The organism is Sphingobacterium sp. UME9, from assembly GCF_014170215.1.
Taxonomy (GTDB): domain Bacteria; phylum Bacteroidota; class Bacteroidia; order Sphingobacteriales; family Sphingobacteriaceae; genus Sphingobacterium; species Sphingobacterium paramultivorum.
The window spans coordinates 461,935-477,125 of record NZ_LZZP01000005.1; the positions used below are offsets into that span (position 1 = coordinate 461,935).

The 15,191-nt window shown below is 39.6% G+C and carries 12 protein-coding genes; 9 read left to right on the forward strand and 3 right to left on the reverse strand.

Going from position 1 to position 15,191, the window contains the following annotated elements:
* The first annotated feature begins 52 nt into the window (after positions 1-52).
* Positions 53-2,938, forward strand: a complete 2,886-nt coding sequence (locus tag A9970_RS10470; RefSeq protein WP_182982231.1) for a DEAD/DEAH box helicase — start codon at positions 53-55, stop codon at positions 2,936-2,938.
* 9 nt (positions 2,939-2,947) lie between these two features.
* Here the strand turns inward: A9970_RS10470 and A9970_RS10475 are convergent, their stop codons facing one another.
* A complete protein-coding gene (locus A9970_RS10475) occupies positions 2,948-3,757 on the reverse strand; it encodes an AraC family transcriptional regulator (RefSeq protein ID WP_159727434.1) in 810 nt (269 codons plus the stop codon).
* Positions 3,758-4,137: 380 nt separating this feature from the next.
* Here A9970_RS10475 and A9970_RS10480 point away from each other — a divergent pair, with 380 nt between their 5' ends.
* Entirely contained in the window at positions 4,138-5,187 is a 1,050-nt protein-coding gene (locus tag A9970_RS10480; protein WP_182982232.1) for an HlyD family secretion protein, read from the forward strand.
* Between the two features lie 6 nt (positions 5,188-5,193).
* A complete protein-coding gene (locus tag A9970_RS10485) occupies positions 5,194-6,771 on the forward strand; it encodes an MFS transporter (protein ID WP_182982233.1) in 1,578 nt (525 codons plus the stop codon).
* A 222-nt stretch (positions 6,772-6,993) separates the two neighbouring features.
* On the opposite strand, the gene gltX is transcribed toward A9970_RS10485, so the two are convergent.
* Complete coding sequence (gltX, locus tag A9970_RS10490) at positions 6,994-8,514, reverse strand: glutamate--tRNA ligase (RefSeq protein ID WP_182982234.1); 1,521 nt, start codon at positions 8,512-8,514, stop codon at positions 6,994-6,996.
* A gap of 121 nt (positions 8,515-8,635) precedes the next feature.
* On the opposite strand from gltX, the gene A9970_RS10495 reads away from it, so the two are divergent.
* The 5 genes from A9970_RS10495 to A9970_RS10515 all read left to right on the forward strand — a co-directional run bounded on the left by A9970_RS10495 (position 8,636) and on the right by A9970_RS10515 (position 13,462).
* The gene (locus tag A9970_RS10495) at positions 8,636-9,865 is read left to right on the forward strand and encodes a HAMP domain-containing sensor histidine kinase (protein ID WP_153844359.1); all 1,230 of its coding nucleotides are present in this window, start codon (positions 8,636-8,638) and stop codon (positions 9,863-9,865) included.
* On the forward strand, positions 9,846-10,394 hold the full coding sequence (locus A9970_RS10500) for a DinB family protein (RefSeq protein ID WP_153844360.1): 549 nt from the start codon (positions 9,846-9,848) through the stop codon (positions 10,392-10,394). The genes A9970_RS10495 and A9970_RS10500 overlap by 20 nt, the downstream gene beginning before the upstream one ends.
* The gene (locus tag A9970_RS10505) at positions 10,360-10,785 is read left to right on the forward strand and encodes a hotdog fold thioesterase (protein ID WP_046673622.1); all 426 of its coding nucleotides are present in this window, start codon (positions 10,360-10,362) and stop codon (positions 10,783-10,785) included. Before A9970_RS10500 ends, A9970_RS10505 begins: the two co-directional genes overlap by 35 nt.
* A 302-nt stretch (positions 10,786-11,087) precedes the next feature.
* The gene (gene gluP, locus A9970_RS10510) at positions 11,088-12,380 is read left to right on the forward strand and encodes a glucose/galactose MFS transporter (protein WP_182982235.1); all 1,293 of its coding nucleotides are present in this window, start codon (positions 11,088-11,090) and stop codon (positions 12,378-12,380) included.
* A gap of 236 nt (positions 12,381-12,616) precedes the next feature.
* Positions 12,617-13,462, forward strand: coding sequence for a DUF2911 domain-containing protein (locus A9970_RS10515; protein ID WP_182982236.1), 846 nt, complete (start codon positions 12,617-12,619; stop codon positions 13,460-13,462).
* An 89-nt stretch (positions 13,463-13,551) separates the two neighbouring features.
* Here the strand turns inward: A9970_RS10515 and cdaA are convergent, their stop codons facing one another.
* A complete protein-coding gene (gene cdaA / locus A9970_RS10520; protein ID WP_182330648.1) occupies positions 13,552-14,346 on the reverse strand; it encodes a diadenylate cyclase CdaA in 795 nt (264 codons plus the stop codon).
* A 60-nt stretch (positions 14,347-14,406) separates the two neighbouring features.
* Here cdaA and A9970_RS10525 point away from each other — a divergent pair, with 60 nt between their 5' ends.
* Entirely contained in the window at positions 14,407-15,123 is a 717-nt protein-coding gene (locus A9970_RS10525; RefSeq protein WP_159727442.1) for a pyridoxine 5'-phosphate synthase, read from the forward strand.
* Positions 15,124-15,191 lie beyond the last annotated feature (68 nt).

Consider the following 15,191-nt stretch of genomic DNA (forward strand, 5'->3'; position numbering starts at 1 on the left):
GTATATTTTATTGTATATTAGATACCTTTATTTATAAGGTCCGCTATTTTTAATGCAACAGTCAAAGTCATTTCCAGTATATAAAATCGTTTATTCTATATGTGAGCACCCCTATCTTGGCTATCTTATTGAGCCACACATGGTCAAACTCAATCCCAATGGGACTTACTCACTACGCTATCAACGTATATTTAGCAATACTGTCGATGCTTACGCCGCTGAATTGGATGAATTAGATTATAAACTAATTCGATTGCTCGATGAAATCGAACAAACTCACCTCATCAAAAAATACTACAAAAAAGCAATTAGACCTGTCGATTTCTTTTCCAAAGTTTTCGATAAAAAGCTATATGAGCTTCTTCGTCCTAAAATTGATGAAAAAATGATTCAATTTTTTGAAGCTGTTGGAGACAAACCGCTTTTCATGATGAGCAAAGATGGTTATCCAGCAGATCAAGAAATTAAATTGGCAACCTCTGCGGCATCGGTTCTATTTCATTTTCGACGAAACGAAGAAGAAACACGTTATTTCCCGACAATCAAATACGAAAATCAGCGTCTGGAGTTCATGTTCAAAAATGCCATTGTCTTGACCAATGTACAAGCATGGTTACTTTTAAACAATACCCTATATTATTTCGATCAGGCTCTTGAGGGCAAGAAGCTCAGCCCTTTCCTAAATAAACGTTACATTTCTGTCGGTAGAAGCACTGAAAAAAAATATTTCGAGACCTTTGTATGTGGACTGATTGAACGCTATCATGTCTATGCCGAAGGATTTGAAATTCAAACCCACCAGCACCAAGCAATTCCGCTCCTCCATTTGATTTATATCGAAGATGGAGCGTCGCAATTACAACTGCAATTCAAGTACGGACCGCATACCTTTACCGCGGGAGCCGAGAATAAAGTTACTGTTCGTATGGAATATAATGTGGAAGATGACCATTATATATTCCACCGTGTCAAACGCTCTTTGCAATGGGAAGAACAACAAAATGAAAGCTTAAAAAAATTGGGCCTACAGGATGTTGACCCCCAACTCGGTTTATTAACGCCAACTACCCATACTGGGAAACGGCTTTCAGTATTTGACTGGATGAACAACCATCAAGAACAACTTGAGAAACTTGGATTCCACATTATACAAAATAGTGAAGAAAAACGCTTCTTCATAGGTCATACCTCCTTAGATATCTCCATTGATGAAGACAATGATTGGTTTGATATAAGTGCTATCGCAAAATTTGGACCCTATGAGATTCCATTTATCCAGCTGCGCAACCATATTCTTAATAACATTAAGGAATTTACCTTACCGAATGGAGAAATTGCCATGATTCCGGAAGAATGGTTTGCAAAATACAATCATCTCTTCCAATTTTCTGCAGATCGGCATGAGCTCAAACTAAATAAGGTACATATTGGTCTACTCTTTGAAATTAGTGAGCATACACAGCTGGTATTTACGCGAAAACTACAGAAGCTAGCCAACTTTGAAGAAATTGCTGATATTCCCGAACCAAAACATTTCAAGGGAAATCTTCGCCCATACCAAAAAGCAGGATACAATTGGTTTAATTTTTTGAAGCAGTATAAATTTGGTGGCTGTCTTGCGGATGATATGGGTTTGGGTAAAACCATACAGACTTTAGCCCTATTGCAACAGCAAAAAGAACAACTCCAAGACGAACAGGATATCCGTACCTCACTTTTGGTTTTACCAACATCATTGGTATACAACTGGCAAAAAGAAGCACAGCAATTTGCTCCACAGCTTAATATTCACCTTCATACCGGAAACAACCGCATTAAAGATGCCTCACTTTTCGCCAAATATGATCTGGTAATTACCACCTACGGGATTGCCCGTATTGACGAAGAAACCTTGAGTGGCTTTTATTTTAATTACATTATCCTCGATGAGAGCCAGAATATCAAAAACCCAACTTCCAAATCTTTTAAAGCCATCAAAAGCCTAAAAAGCAAAAACAAATTGGCTTTGAGTGGAACTCCTGTAGAAAATTCCGTTTCGGATCTTTGGGCACAGATGCACTTCACCAATCCAGGACTACTAGGCAGTTATACCTATTTTCAAAAGGAATTTGTACAGCCCATAGAAAAGAAAAAAGATGAAGAAAAAGCACAGCGTCTTCAAGCGATTGTCAAACCATTTATATTAAGACGTACGAAAGATCAGGTGGCAACAGAATTACCGCCAAAAACTGAACAGGTCCTTTATTGTGAAATGACGGAAAAACAATCCGAGTTGTACGAAAAAGTCAAATCTGAATATCGCAATGCAATTCTTGACGGACAATTGGACAGCAAGCCTAAATCTACGCAAATTGCGCTGTTGCAAGGCTTGACAAAGCTCCGACAATTGGCCAATCATCCCAGAATGGTGGATGAGAAATTCTCGGGTGATTCCGGCAAGTTCGAAGCTGTAATTGAAACACTTGAGATGGTCATGCAAAGAGGCAACAAAGTACTGATTTTCTCCCAGTTCGTAAAACAGCTCAATATCTTCCGTCAGTATTTCGATAATAAAGGTACAAATTATGCCTACCTGGATGGCGGCACAAAGAATCGGGATGAAGCCGTAAGCCAATTTCGTAAAAACAACGATACCAAGTTATTCCTTATATCGATAAAAGCAGGTGGGGTGGGACTCAATCTGATTGAAGCCGACTATGTTTTTATTCTGGATCCGTGGTGGAATCCAGCTGTGGAACAACAGGCTGTAGACCGTTCACACCGCATCGGTCAAACGCGCAACGTGTTTATCTATAAATTTATCAGTAAAGATACCGTCGAAGAAAAGATATTAGCTTTACAGAATAAAAAGAAATCGATTGCACAAAGCCTGATCACGACAGAAGAAAGCTTTATCAAGTCACTATCACAGGAAGATCTGCATGAACTTTTGGCCTAAATAAAAACATTACTCTTTATATCCATTAATCTTCGCCATATATATCGATGGACGGATACCCGTTACACGCGTAAAAATATTGCTAAAAGAAGACAGCTCGTTGTATCCCACTCGCATAGCTATTTCTAGAATGGAGTAGCTATTCTCGGACATCAGTTCCAGAGCTTTAGCAATTCGTATGGCTCTTAAAAACCGGATATAACTAATCCCCATATCTTCTTTAAACAAACGTGACAATGAGCGGCTGCTCATCCCGAATTGCGCCGCAATCTGTTCAATGGTATAGGCCTGATCAATGTTACTGTTCAGATATCTAGCCACACTCCTGAGCTTTTCACTTTTAGGATAGGGATGTTGCATCGGAAAAGCATCTATTGGTGAACTCGTATCCGGAATAATCGCCATCATCGCACGCAAGAGACAGTATTTTGAATAATCAGCCGTTTTGCTAACCCCTCCGCTCCAATCCTGAGCAAATAAAAACATTTCACGTACCAGATCATTACTAAGAAATATATTCGGCGTTGAAAGTACAGACGGCATATGCTGCTGCTGCTTGAAATAAAAACTATATAGCGGGATACGAGAGCTTGTGCTCTCCAGATGATAAGTTGTATTTGCCGGAATCCACATATAAAACCTTGCTGGCAAATACCAGTGCTTTGTTGTTGTAAACACATGAATAATACCACCGTCAGCATAGATCAGACGCGCCTTTTTATGTTTGTACTCGCGAGAATCGATACGATCGACATACATGTGGTCTACATAAAAGTCATATCGGTCAGCATCGATAGCTGCAAGTTTTTCCTCTTCCATAATCTAAAATTACACTTTTTCTACAATATGGCGCAAACGAACAAATATCCGTCCGACTATACAAAACAAAACATTTCCATCCCACAGTATCTTTGTACGGCCATATTCTCAAGCATTCGGATGAGCTGATCGATATTCCAAGGATTCAAATTTAAGTAAAATGCAAAAACAGAAAAATTGCTACTCCGAGTACATCATAAGCGGAACTGAATACTGGCACAACGGGCTTTAATTAAATTTTTAAAAGTCCCCTACAACATAGGATTAAATAAAAAAACTCAACTGCAAATTTAGTTGATGCTAAAATTATACAGTTAGCCTGTGTTGACACACTATAAGCACATAAAGCAGGCTATTAAAATCGCGCAATCAAAACAATAATGAATAAAGAAGATAAAAAAGACAAAACAAAAGGATTTAATAAAATGCTCGTCATATTTGCCAGCCTATTATTATTGACCGGTATTGGCGTCTTAGTCAGGCACCTCATTTTTACCAATCAATATGTAACAACAAATGACGCACAAATCGATCAATACTTGACACCTATTGCCAGTAGAGTCTCTGGTTTTATCAAGGAGGTACGATTTGAGGAAAACCAATATGTACATCGGGGCGACACTTTATTAATTATAGATGCCAGTGAGTATCAAACCAAGGTTGATATGGCGAATGCCGAACTCCAAAGTAGCCAGAGCAATGTTGAGGTAATCAGCAAAACAGCCAATGCCACAGCCAATAGCATTTCCGTTCAAAAGGCAAGATTAGAAGCTGCAAAAGTAAGTGTATGGCAGACCGAACAGGATTACAATCGATTCAAGAATTTATTTGAAGCAGAGGCTGCGACCAAACAACAGTACGATAATGCCAAAGCAGCATATGATATAGCATTGGCACAATTGCACACCACAACCGAAGAATATAATTCAGCTCAACTAAACACCTACAAAGAAAAAGCAAGCGAGTTACCGGCAAGAGCCAATATCAATATCAAAAAGGCTGCAAAAACAAATGCACAGCTTTTTCTTTCGTACACCGTAGTTACAGCACCTTATGATGGCTTCGTTGGAAAACGAACCATCCAAGCAGGACAATATGTAAAGGAAGGTCAGACACTTGCCAATGTCATTAGTGAAGAGAAATGGATCAACGCTAACTTTAGGGAAACTCAACTCGAAAATCTTGCAGAAGGCACTATAGTTACTATACAGGTAGACGCTTTTCCCAAACTCAGTTTTAAAGGAAAAATTCACTCATTTTCTCCGGCATCAGGTTCCAAATTTGCCGTGATACCACAAGACAATGCAACCGGAAATTTCGTAAAGATTGAGCAACGAATTCCCATTAAAATTGTATTTGATCCAAAACAGGATCTGAAGAAATTACGTGCCGGTATGAATGTCGTTATCCATGCTGCCCATCAATCCTAATCGCCCATGAGTACGAACAAATCTTTATACTACAGCTGGGTGCCCGAATGGATAAAACTTCCGCTTATGATAGTAGCGATGTTTCCACACCTCATGTTAATGTCGCTCTTCCATTCCAATACAGCATTTACCGCTTCGGCACTGGACATTGAAGCTGAGGATATTCAGTATTTTCTATCCTTGATGTATGGTGCCATTGTCGTTACCTTACTTATATTTCAACGGCTGTTCTCGTTTTTTAGGGTAAGGACATACATACTCTTGACCTGTAGCCTCTCCATCCTGATTCTACTCGGTATTTCACTTACAAGAGACCCTTTCCTTATTGGTATTCTCCGCGTGATCGAAGGTATTTTCTGTGTACTGGAAGGGGCATGCTTTCTTCCGCTGCTTATGATGCAGATTAAGCATAACAAAAGCCGAACGATCGCCTATTTTTTCCTGTATACCTTTATGCTTACAGGATCAACTTTGACGACATCCTTACTCAAAGAAAGCATAATGGACTATGGATGGCAAGATATGATCCATGTCGTGCTCTATTGGCATTTGATAGTGATTGCAATAGCCTTGCTGTTACTCAACAATAATCGCTTGGGTAAAAAGTTCCCACTCTATCAACTGGATCTGGCCAGCTGTCTATTTTTATTGATATCATTGAGCTGCGGGGCCTACGTTTTAATTTATGGTCGCAAATACTATTGGTTTGAATGCTCCACGATCACCATTAACTTCGCACTTTTCCTTATTTTCGGAGCACTTTTCATCATTAAACAGCGGATGGTCAAAAGACCGCTTTTTCATTTTGAGATCCTCAGATACAAAAATGTGATCTTTGGTGTTATACTGTTTTTTCTCTTTTATATTATTCGCAGCTGTCTCAATAATGTATACACAGTGATGGCTACCGTATGGAAGTGGCCCTGGCATTATATTGTTGATGTACAGTACATCAATGTGCTTGGTACAATACTGGGTGTTGGCAGTTCAGGTTTCTTACTCCTGCGCGATGTATCCCCTAAATATATCTTTGGTTTTGGCTTTTTGATATTGGCGACTTCATGTTTTCTATTTGTACCCACATTTTACCCTGATACCACAATCTGGGCAATCGGTCTTCCTTTGTTTATTCAAGGAATCGGACAAGGATGGCTTTTTACACCACTGGTTATTTATATTTTGACAGGTGTAGAATCCCATCATGCTGGCAATGCAGGCCTCATGGGCACAACCGTTCGGTTTTGGAGTACCAATGTCGGATTTGCACTTATTCAAAATGCCAGCTATACACTAAATCAAAAGCATTATATTCAACTCGAACAGACACTGAATACAAGCAACCCACTGACAATAAACTATTGGAATACATTAATGGAGAAATATACCGGAATATATGGCGATCAGATAGCAGGTCGTATTGCAAGCAAAAGTATTTCGGGAACCCTAAGTCAGCAAGCTTCACTAATCAGTAACATGGAGATATTTACTTATCTGGGAATCCTGGGAATACTGATAACAGGGCTAATATTTTTATTCGGCCCAGCCAAAACACTTTTCATGCGCCTAAGGATGCCATACTTGTAAACGAGGCAGCTAAATCTCCTATATACAACTTTCATGCTTTCGCAAGCAGCAACAGCAATGAAAGCGAACCGGAGATTCCTTTTGCCTAATAAACCGAGTATCACGAGCTCATTGATGCCTTAATAAAAACAATACGAATCAACTAAACAGGTTCTTTCAAAAAAGGGGCTGTTTGCAAATCAATGCAGACAACCCCTTTTCGGTATCTCGTACTTAATCTATTTAAGCATCGAATTCTTTAAGTGCTTTTTTCACACGTGATATTACCTCGTTTTTGCCGAGCAATTCAACAATCTGAAAGACATCTGGTCCAAATTTACCGCCTACCAACATAATCCGGAATGGCATCATCAGTTCGCCCATTTTCATTCCCGATGCCTGAATCGCATCTTTGAAGAAAGGTTCCAATTCAGCAGCTTTCCACGTATCAAATCCTTCGAATGATTGGTTTATACCCTCAAAAAATGCTGTTTTTTCAGCAGACCACTTAGGCTTTACAGCATTCAAATCATATTCCGCAGGTTGCAAAAAGAAGAAAGACGCCTGACTCCAAAAGTCCTCAACAAAAGTTAAACGCTCTTTCACAGCATCCAATACCCTGCTCACGTAAGCTTCATTGGCATCTACTTGATGATGTTCCAATACTGTTTTGATCTGTGGCAACAAGGATTCTGTCGACGTGCGTTTAATCCATTCATGGTTGAACCATTTTGCTTTTTCAAAATCAAATTTCGCACCGGCTTTACTGATACGGTCAACACCAAATTTTTGAATCAATTCATCTAAGGAGAAAAGCTCCTGTTCAGTGCCATCATTCCAACCTAACACGCCGAGCATATTGACAAAAGCCTCGGGTAAGAAGCCCATCTCACGGAATCCTTTTGTTGTATCGCCAGATTTAGCATCGGTCCAGTTCATAGCATAAACAGGGAAACCCAAACGATCGCCGTCACGCTTGCTTAGTTTACCGTTTCCATCTGGTTTAAGAATCAACGGAAGGTGCGCCCAGCCTGGCATGCTATCTCCCCAACCGAGGTATTCCCACAATAAGATGTGGATGGGTGCCGAAGGCAACCACTCTTCACCACGGAATACATGCGATATTTCCATGGCCTTATCATCTACAACAACAGCGAGGTGATAAGTCGGCATCCCATCTGCCTTAAGCAATACCTTATCATCGACAAGATTTGTATCAAAAGCAACCTTTCCACGGATCATATCAGTGAATAATACCGTTTCATCTGTTGGAATCTTTATACGGATGGTGTGCGGAGTGCCCGCATCCAATAATTGTTGAGTTTCAGCCTCAGACAAACTCAATGAATTACGTAATTGAAGTCTGTTCTCGTGGCTATAGCGAAAATTAGGCTGCAACTTACGCTGCTCATCCAGCTCCTCTGCTGTGTCAAAAGCATAGTAAGCATAACCATTCTCGATCAGCTGTTCAGCATATTTCCGGTAAGATGGTTTTCGCTCACTTTGACGGTAAGGTCCGTACTCGCCTCCTTTTAATGGGCTTTCATCTGGAGTCAAACCACACCATGCTAAGCATTCGTTGATATATTCCTCAGCACCTGGGACAAAACGAGTTTGGTCCGTATCCTCGACACGTAAAATAAAATCTCCCTGATGCTGACGCGCATAGAGAAAATTAAACAAAGCTGTACGTACCCCACCAAGGTGAAGACCACCTGTCGGGCTTGGTGCAAAACGCACTCTTACTTTTCTTTCTGAACTCATGTCGCAAAATTACCACAAAATTTTTGATTTGGGCGGCACCATAACTTCTTCAATGAAATAAAAGTGCAGAAAACAGACATTTATTCAGTAATTTGCAAATGAAGGACACGAATACGGAATCATGAAACCCTCTCAGATTACCCAGCAACGCTGGAAATTTATCTTGCTTATCTTTGCCGCAGTCATTGCTGTCGCCTCGCTGGTTTATACCAATTACCTCGTTCGAAATCTTGCACATGCCGAACGTTCGAAGGCTGAGGTATGGGCCATGAGTACCAAAAATATCATGACCATGCCCGACGTTGATGATGAATTCATTACATTTATTTACGCCGTAAGAGATAGTCTAAATTTACCCGCAATTATTACTGACGACAAGGAAGACATTATTTTCTGGCGCAACCTCGATTCCACAAAGACAAATATTAAACCCGGACACAACGACAGTGTTACAAAGCATCTCGATTATGACCCGGCCTATTTCCAAAAACAGCTTGCATTTATGAAGAAAAGCCATCCGCCCATTACGTTGGAATTGGAAAATGGACAAAAATGGCGTGTGTATTATAAAGATTCATGGTTTTTACAACAGTTAAGGGTGTTTCCTTATGTGCAACTATCGCTGATTGCACTCTTTCTCATTATTGCTTATACCGTTTTCAATTCTATCCGGAAATCCGAACAAAATCTCGTTTGGGTAGGGCTCACGAAAGAAGCCGCACATCAGTTAGGCACCCCTATTTCGTCGTTGATGGGTTGGTTGGAATTGATTCGCATAAAATTCGATGCCGAAGAAGATGACACCCTAAATGAAATGGAAAATGACATTAAGCGACTTGAAATCGTCGCTGATCGCTTTTCGAAAATAGGATCTACTCCCGTGCTGACTAACCATAACCTGTATGATGTCATCAAAAATTACATGGATTATTTTCGCGTACGAACCAGTAATAAAATTGCTTTCGAATTAAAAGGCGACACACATCTCGAAGCACAGCTTAATATTCCACTCTTTGATTGGATTATCGAAAATTTATTGAAAAACGGAGTAAACGCCATTGGCACAGAAGGAAAGATAACTGTTAATATTTCAGAAAATATTGCGAAAGAAGAAATTTTTATAGACATTAGTGATACGGGCAAAGGAATTCCGAGATCAAATTTTGAATCTGTTTTCCAGCCAGGGTTCACAACTCGGAAAAGAGGTTGGGGGCTTGGCCTTAGTCTGACAAAAAGAATGGTGCGGTACCACCAAGGGCAAATTTTTGTAAAAGAATCTGAAGTAGGTAAAGGAACAACATTTCGAATAATCTTAAAAAGCAATTTAAAATATGAAGCCACTCAAATCTGACGAATATCCAGCAGTCTACGCGCCTTATATTGAGACTGTCGTCGATAACGTGTTTGATGCACTAGAAGAACAAACGCTCTCCTTTCCAGCATTTCTGGACACGATACCAGAGGAAAGAGGTAATTTTAAATACGCCGAAGATAAGTGGACAATCAAAGAAGTTGTTGGCCACGTCATCGATAATGAGCGTATCATGGCTTACCGAGCATTGCGTTTTTCACGTAACGACCTTAAAGAGCTAGCCGGATACGATCAAGACTACCTCATTCAGTATTCTCGTTACAACGATCGCACCTTAGAAAGCCTGAGCAAAGAATTTACTTTTCTCCGCAAAGCGAACATGATGCTTTTCAATAGTTTTAATGAGGCTGAATTAGAACGTAAAGGGATGGCATCTGAACGGCTAACAAGTGTAAAAGCGCTCTTGTATGTCATTGCGGGCCACCTCAATCATCATCGCATCATTATCCAAGAACGTTATTTAAACTCAGACGATGTCAAAAATTTGGTTTCAGCATTACAGCATTGAGGAAATAAACGTATTTTTCAACAAATACCTATCGGGTCTGCTCGAGATTCAAGCGACAGAAATTGATGACAACTCCATCACTGCGACCATGCCGGTGACAGATAAAGTCAAACAGCCACATGGTATTTTACATGGCGGCGCTTCTGTCGTTCTGGCGGAATCCTTGGGAAGTATAGCATCTAACCTCGTGGTTGATCCAGAAAAATACCGCGGAGTTGGACTTGAAGTAAATGCCAATCATATACGCCCGGTAAGTAGCGGCGTAATAACAGCAAAATGTAGCCCAATACACATTGGTCGATCCACACATATTTGGGAAATAAAAATGTACGATCGCTTCAACAAATTAAATTGTATCTCAAGACTTACAGTAGCTATCGTTCCAAAATAACGATAACTATACGACTCTTGCTAACTCGATTTATCACCTCGTTCCAATTACAATTCGACAATATTTATAAGCAAAGAAGGATAAATTTCACAATTTATCCTTCTTTTTTTTGTCAATTAATTATCAAAATCCCCCAAAAATATGCCTTTATTTATTTCCGATATTCAAGAAATTTAAGTAGTCTTGTAGGATGGATACTTTAAAAATCAGTAATTATGAAGCGCAATCGTTTGTTCATTCCTTATTCCTACTGATTTACCAATCCTCGAACGATAACTTAACTAAATATAATAAAACAAAACATGACCACTAATCCTAACGTTGGTAAAACAGCTTTTCGCCCTATGGCCATCTGCTGTGGTTTATTTTTTATCCTCGGTTTTATTACCTGGGCAAACGGAACCTTAATTCCATTCTTAAAAATTGCTTGTAACCTCGAAACAGATTTACAAGCTTTCTTCGTAACCTTTGCTTCCTATATTGCTTATTTTTTCCTAGCACTTCCAAGCTCAGTCATCATTAAAAAAATTGGTTTCCAAAATGGTTTAGTTGTCAGTCTTATTATATTAGGTTTAGGATCTTTGATCTTTATTCCTGCGGCAGATAATAGAAGCTACGGCCTATTTTTAACAGGAATCTTCATCCAAGGTTCAGGAATGGCATTGTTACAAACAGCCGTTAACCCTTACTTAAGTATTATTGGCCCCATTGATAGTGCCGCACAACGCATCTCAATTGCTGGTTTTTTCAATAAATCGGCCGGTATTATTGTACCTATCCTTTTCGGAACACTCTTTTTAAAAGATGCTCAAAAGGTAACAGCAAAATTAGAAGCAACAACGGATCTTGTCCAAAAGAATGCGATCTTAGATGATCTTCTTCAACGCGTACATACTCCATACATCTCGCTAGCAATTATATTCGTTGCCTTCGCAATATTCTTAAAGTTCACACACCTGCCTGAGGTCGATATGGATGCCGAAGAAGAAACCAGCGCAGAAAGCGGAACTGTGGCAGCAAAGAAAACATCGATATTTCAATATCCGCATTTGTTCTTGGGAGCTTTGGCAATTTTCTTCTGTGTAGCTGTTGAAGTTATGGCGGGAGATATCATTGGCGTCTATGCACGCGAACTGAAAGTTGATCCCTTCTTTACAACCTATGCAACAGCATTTACACTCGCTTGTATGTTGATCGGTTATATTATTGGTATTATTTCTATTCCAAGATTTGTATCACAACAAATGGCCCTGCGCATTTGCACAATCATTGGCATCACATTCACCATTATTTCTGTTTTTACGACTGGTACAACTTCATTTATATTCGTTGCCTTGTTAGGAATCGCTAACTCCCTCATGTGGCCAGCTATCTTCCCGCTAGGAATTAAAGGCCTCGGAAAGTTCACGAAAACAGGGTCAGCCATCATGATTATGGGTATTGCAGGTGGTGCTATATGGCCTTTGATCTACGGATTGTTAAAAGATCATTTACATATTGATTTTCAACACGCATTCTTATATGCAATGATTCCGGGCTATCTATACATTATGTTTTTCTCTATAGTAGGTCATAAAGTTGGAAAAACGAATTAATGTAAATCCATCTTATATTTTAAGAAAAAAAGGCATCTAAAAATAGATGCCTTTTTTTCTTAAAATTCTTCCTATTTTTAGGAGATAGATGCTGTAAGAGCCATTAAATATTACAGCCATACTATAATCAGATTTTCTGTTTTTTCAACAGGAGAAATGGAAAGCATGATCAAATGCATATCAAGAGCATATTGAACCACAGGATTAAGCATACAACAAAACAAACAATAATACAGATGAAAAAGAATCTTTTTGCAATTGCCATTGCCGCAACAATGATGTTTACGGCCAACGAATCTTTTGCTCAGTTAAAACTACCTGCAGCAAGTAGCTCACAGACAGTTACACAAGGATTAGGTATTGAAAACGTAACCCTTAATTACAGCAGACCTAGCATGAACGGTCGTAAGATTTTTGGTGATCTTGTTCCTTACAACGAAGTATGGCGCACAGGTGCAAATACAAATACCACATTAACCTTTGAAGGTGATGTTGAGCTGAATGGACATAAGCTTTCCGCCGGAACCTATGCTCTTTTCACGATCCCGAACAAATCAGAGTGGACCATCATCATCAGTAAAAACACAAAACAATGGGGCGCCTATACCTATAAACAAAGTGAAGATGCTTTACGCTTCAATGTAAAACCTCATACCCTGGCAAATCCAGTAGAAACTTTCAGCATTTCTTTCGACAATGTTACGCCTACAGGTGCTGTATTGAGTTTGGCTTGGGAAAAAACGTCAGTAAAGGTTGATCTCAAAGTCAATCAACAGGCTAAAATATTAGCTTCGATCGACGAAGCTATGAAGGGCGAGAAAAAACCTTATTTTGCCGCAGCCCAATATTACTTTAGTAATAACTTAGATCTAAATAAAGCGCTAAACTGGTATGACGAAGCTGCCAAAGCTCAACCTAAAGCTGCTCACGTTCTTTATTGGAAAGCAAAAGCTCAATTAAAAGCTGGCGATAAAAAAGGTGCAATAGAAACTGCAACGAAAGGTCTTGAAGTTGCCACAGCAGATAAAAATAGTGAATACATCAAATTGAACACACAAGTTATCAACGCTGCAAAGAAATAGGTATTTATAGCTAAAAAATGCCCCCAGAAAGTATCTCACTTTTTGGAGGCATTGCATTTAAGGCCTTTTTTATAACTCGGCTTTTAGTTTTATAGCTCGTCTTTTAGCAATTGCTCAAGTTCTTCTGGTGAAACGTTCATATTGACGTTTCCATCCTTCGCAAAAGATATTTCACCTGTCTCTTCAGAGACAATAACAGCAATCGCATCCGAGATTTCCGTCACCCCAATAGCGGCACGATGCCGTAGTCCGAATTGCAGCGGCAAATCCTCACTATCCGACAATGGTAGCACACAAGATGCTGTCATAATCTTAAAATCAACAATAACGACTGCACCATCATGCAAAGGGCTATTTTTATGAAAGATACTTTCAATCAAACGCTTCGAAATATGAGCATCGATATACTCACCGCTACTCTGGTAATACTCCTCATCAAAATATTTTGAAAAAACCAATAAAGCGCCTGTCCGTGTACGCGACATGCTTCTACAGGCTTCAATAACGGGTTTTATATCCTCCGTCAAATCCTTTTGTATAGCCTTCTTATTCCCGATAAACGACCAAAAAACCTTTTTCCGCTTCATGGATATATTCTTCCCAACGTGCAGTAAGAACCGCCTGATTTCCTGTTGGAACACGACAATCAATGCGATGGACCCTACAGATATAAAACCGCCGAATATTTCGGTCAGCAAGCGCATATGCATCTGCTTAACGACTATGTAAACACCATAAAACAGTGCTACGCCAATCAGGATATTAACGGCAATGGTCCCTCTAATCAAACTATAGATATAGTAGATAATAATCGCTACCAATATGATATCAATAACGTCCAATAGGCGAAAGCCGCTAAACAGGCTATAGTCGATTCCATCCATATATGCAAGTTAAAAAAAAATAGATATTATTTGTATTTTTACAACATAACATACAGGAAAATGACTAGACTTTCAGTAAATATCAATAAAATCGCAACGCTCAGAAATTCTAGAGGTGGCAATAACCCTAATCTAGTATCTGCGGCATTAGCCTGTGAACGTTTTGGAGCACAGGGTATCACTGTCCACCCGAGACCTGATGAAAGACATATTCGATATCAGGATGTCTTTGACTTAAAAGCAGAAATTCAGACCGAACTCAATATTGAAGGAAATTGCCAGGAACAGAAATTTATTGACCTCGTATTGGCCAATAAACCAGCACAAGTAACCTTAGTGCCAGATACCGAAGGACAATTGACCTCGAATCATGGCTGGGATACCATTAAGAACAAAGCCTACCTGCAAGATATGTGCAAATTGTTCAAAGATGCAGGTATACGCGTTTCTATCTTTGTTGATCCGGTCGAAGAAATGGTAGAGGCAGCGGCAGAAACCGGAACAGATCGCATTGAGCTTTACACCGAAGGATTTGCCACGGAATATGGCTTTGACAGCGAACTCGCTATAAAACCTTATTTCAAAGCAGCCTTAAAAGCACGTGAAGTCGGTTTAGGTCTAAATGCAGGCCATGACTTAGATCTCAACAATCTGCAATATTTCAACCAACATATCCCCGAACTCCTGGAAGTAAGCATAGGCCATGCCCTCATCGCTGATGCTCTATACTTAGGACTAGAAGAAACGATCAAACGTTATCTAGCTTGTTTGAAGTAATAGCATGTTCGGCGAAGAGCGCGAACTTTATAAATAAGCTTATTGTGACCTAGCGAATTGCACAAAAG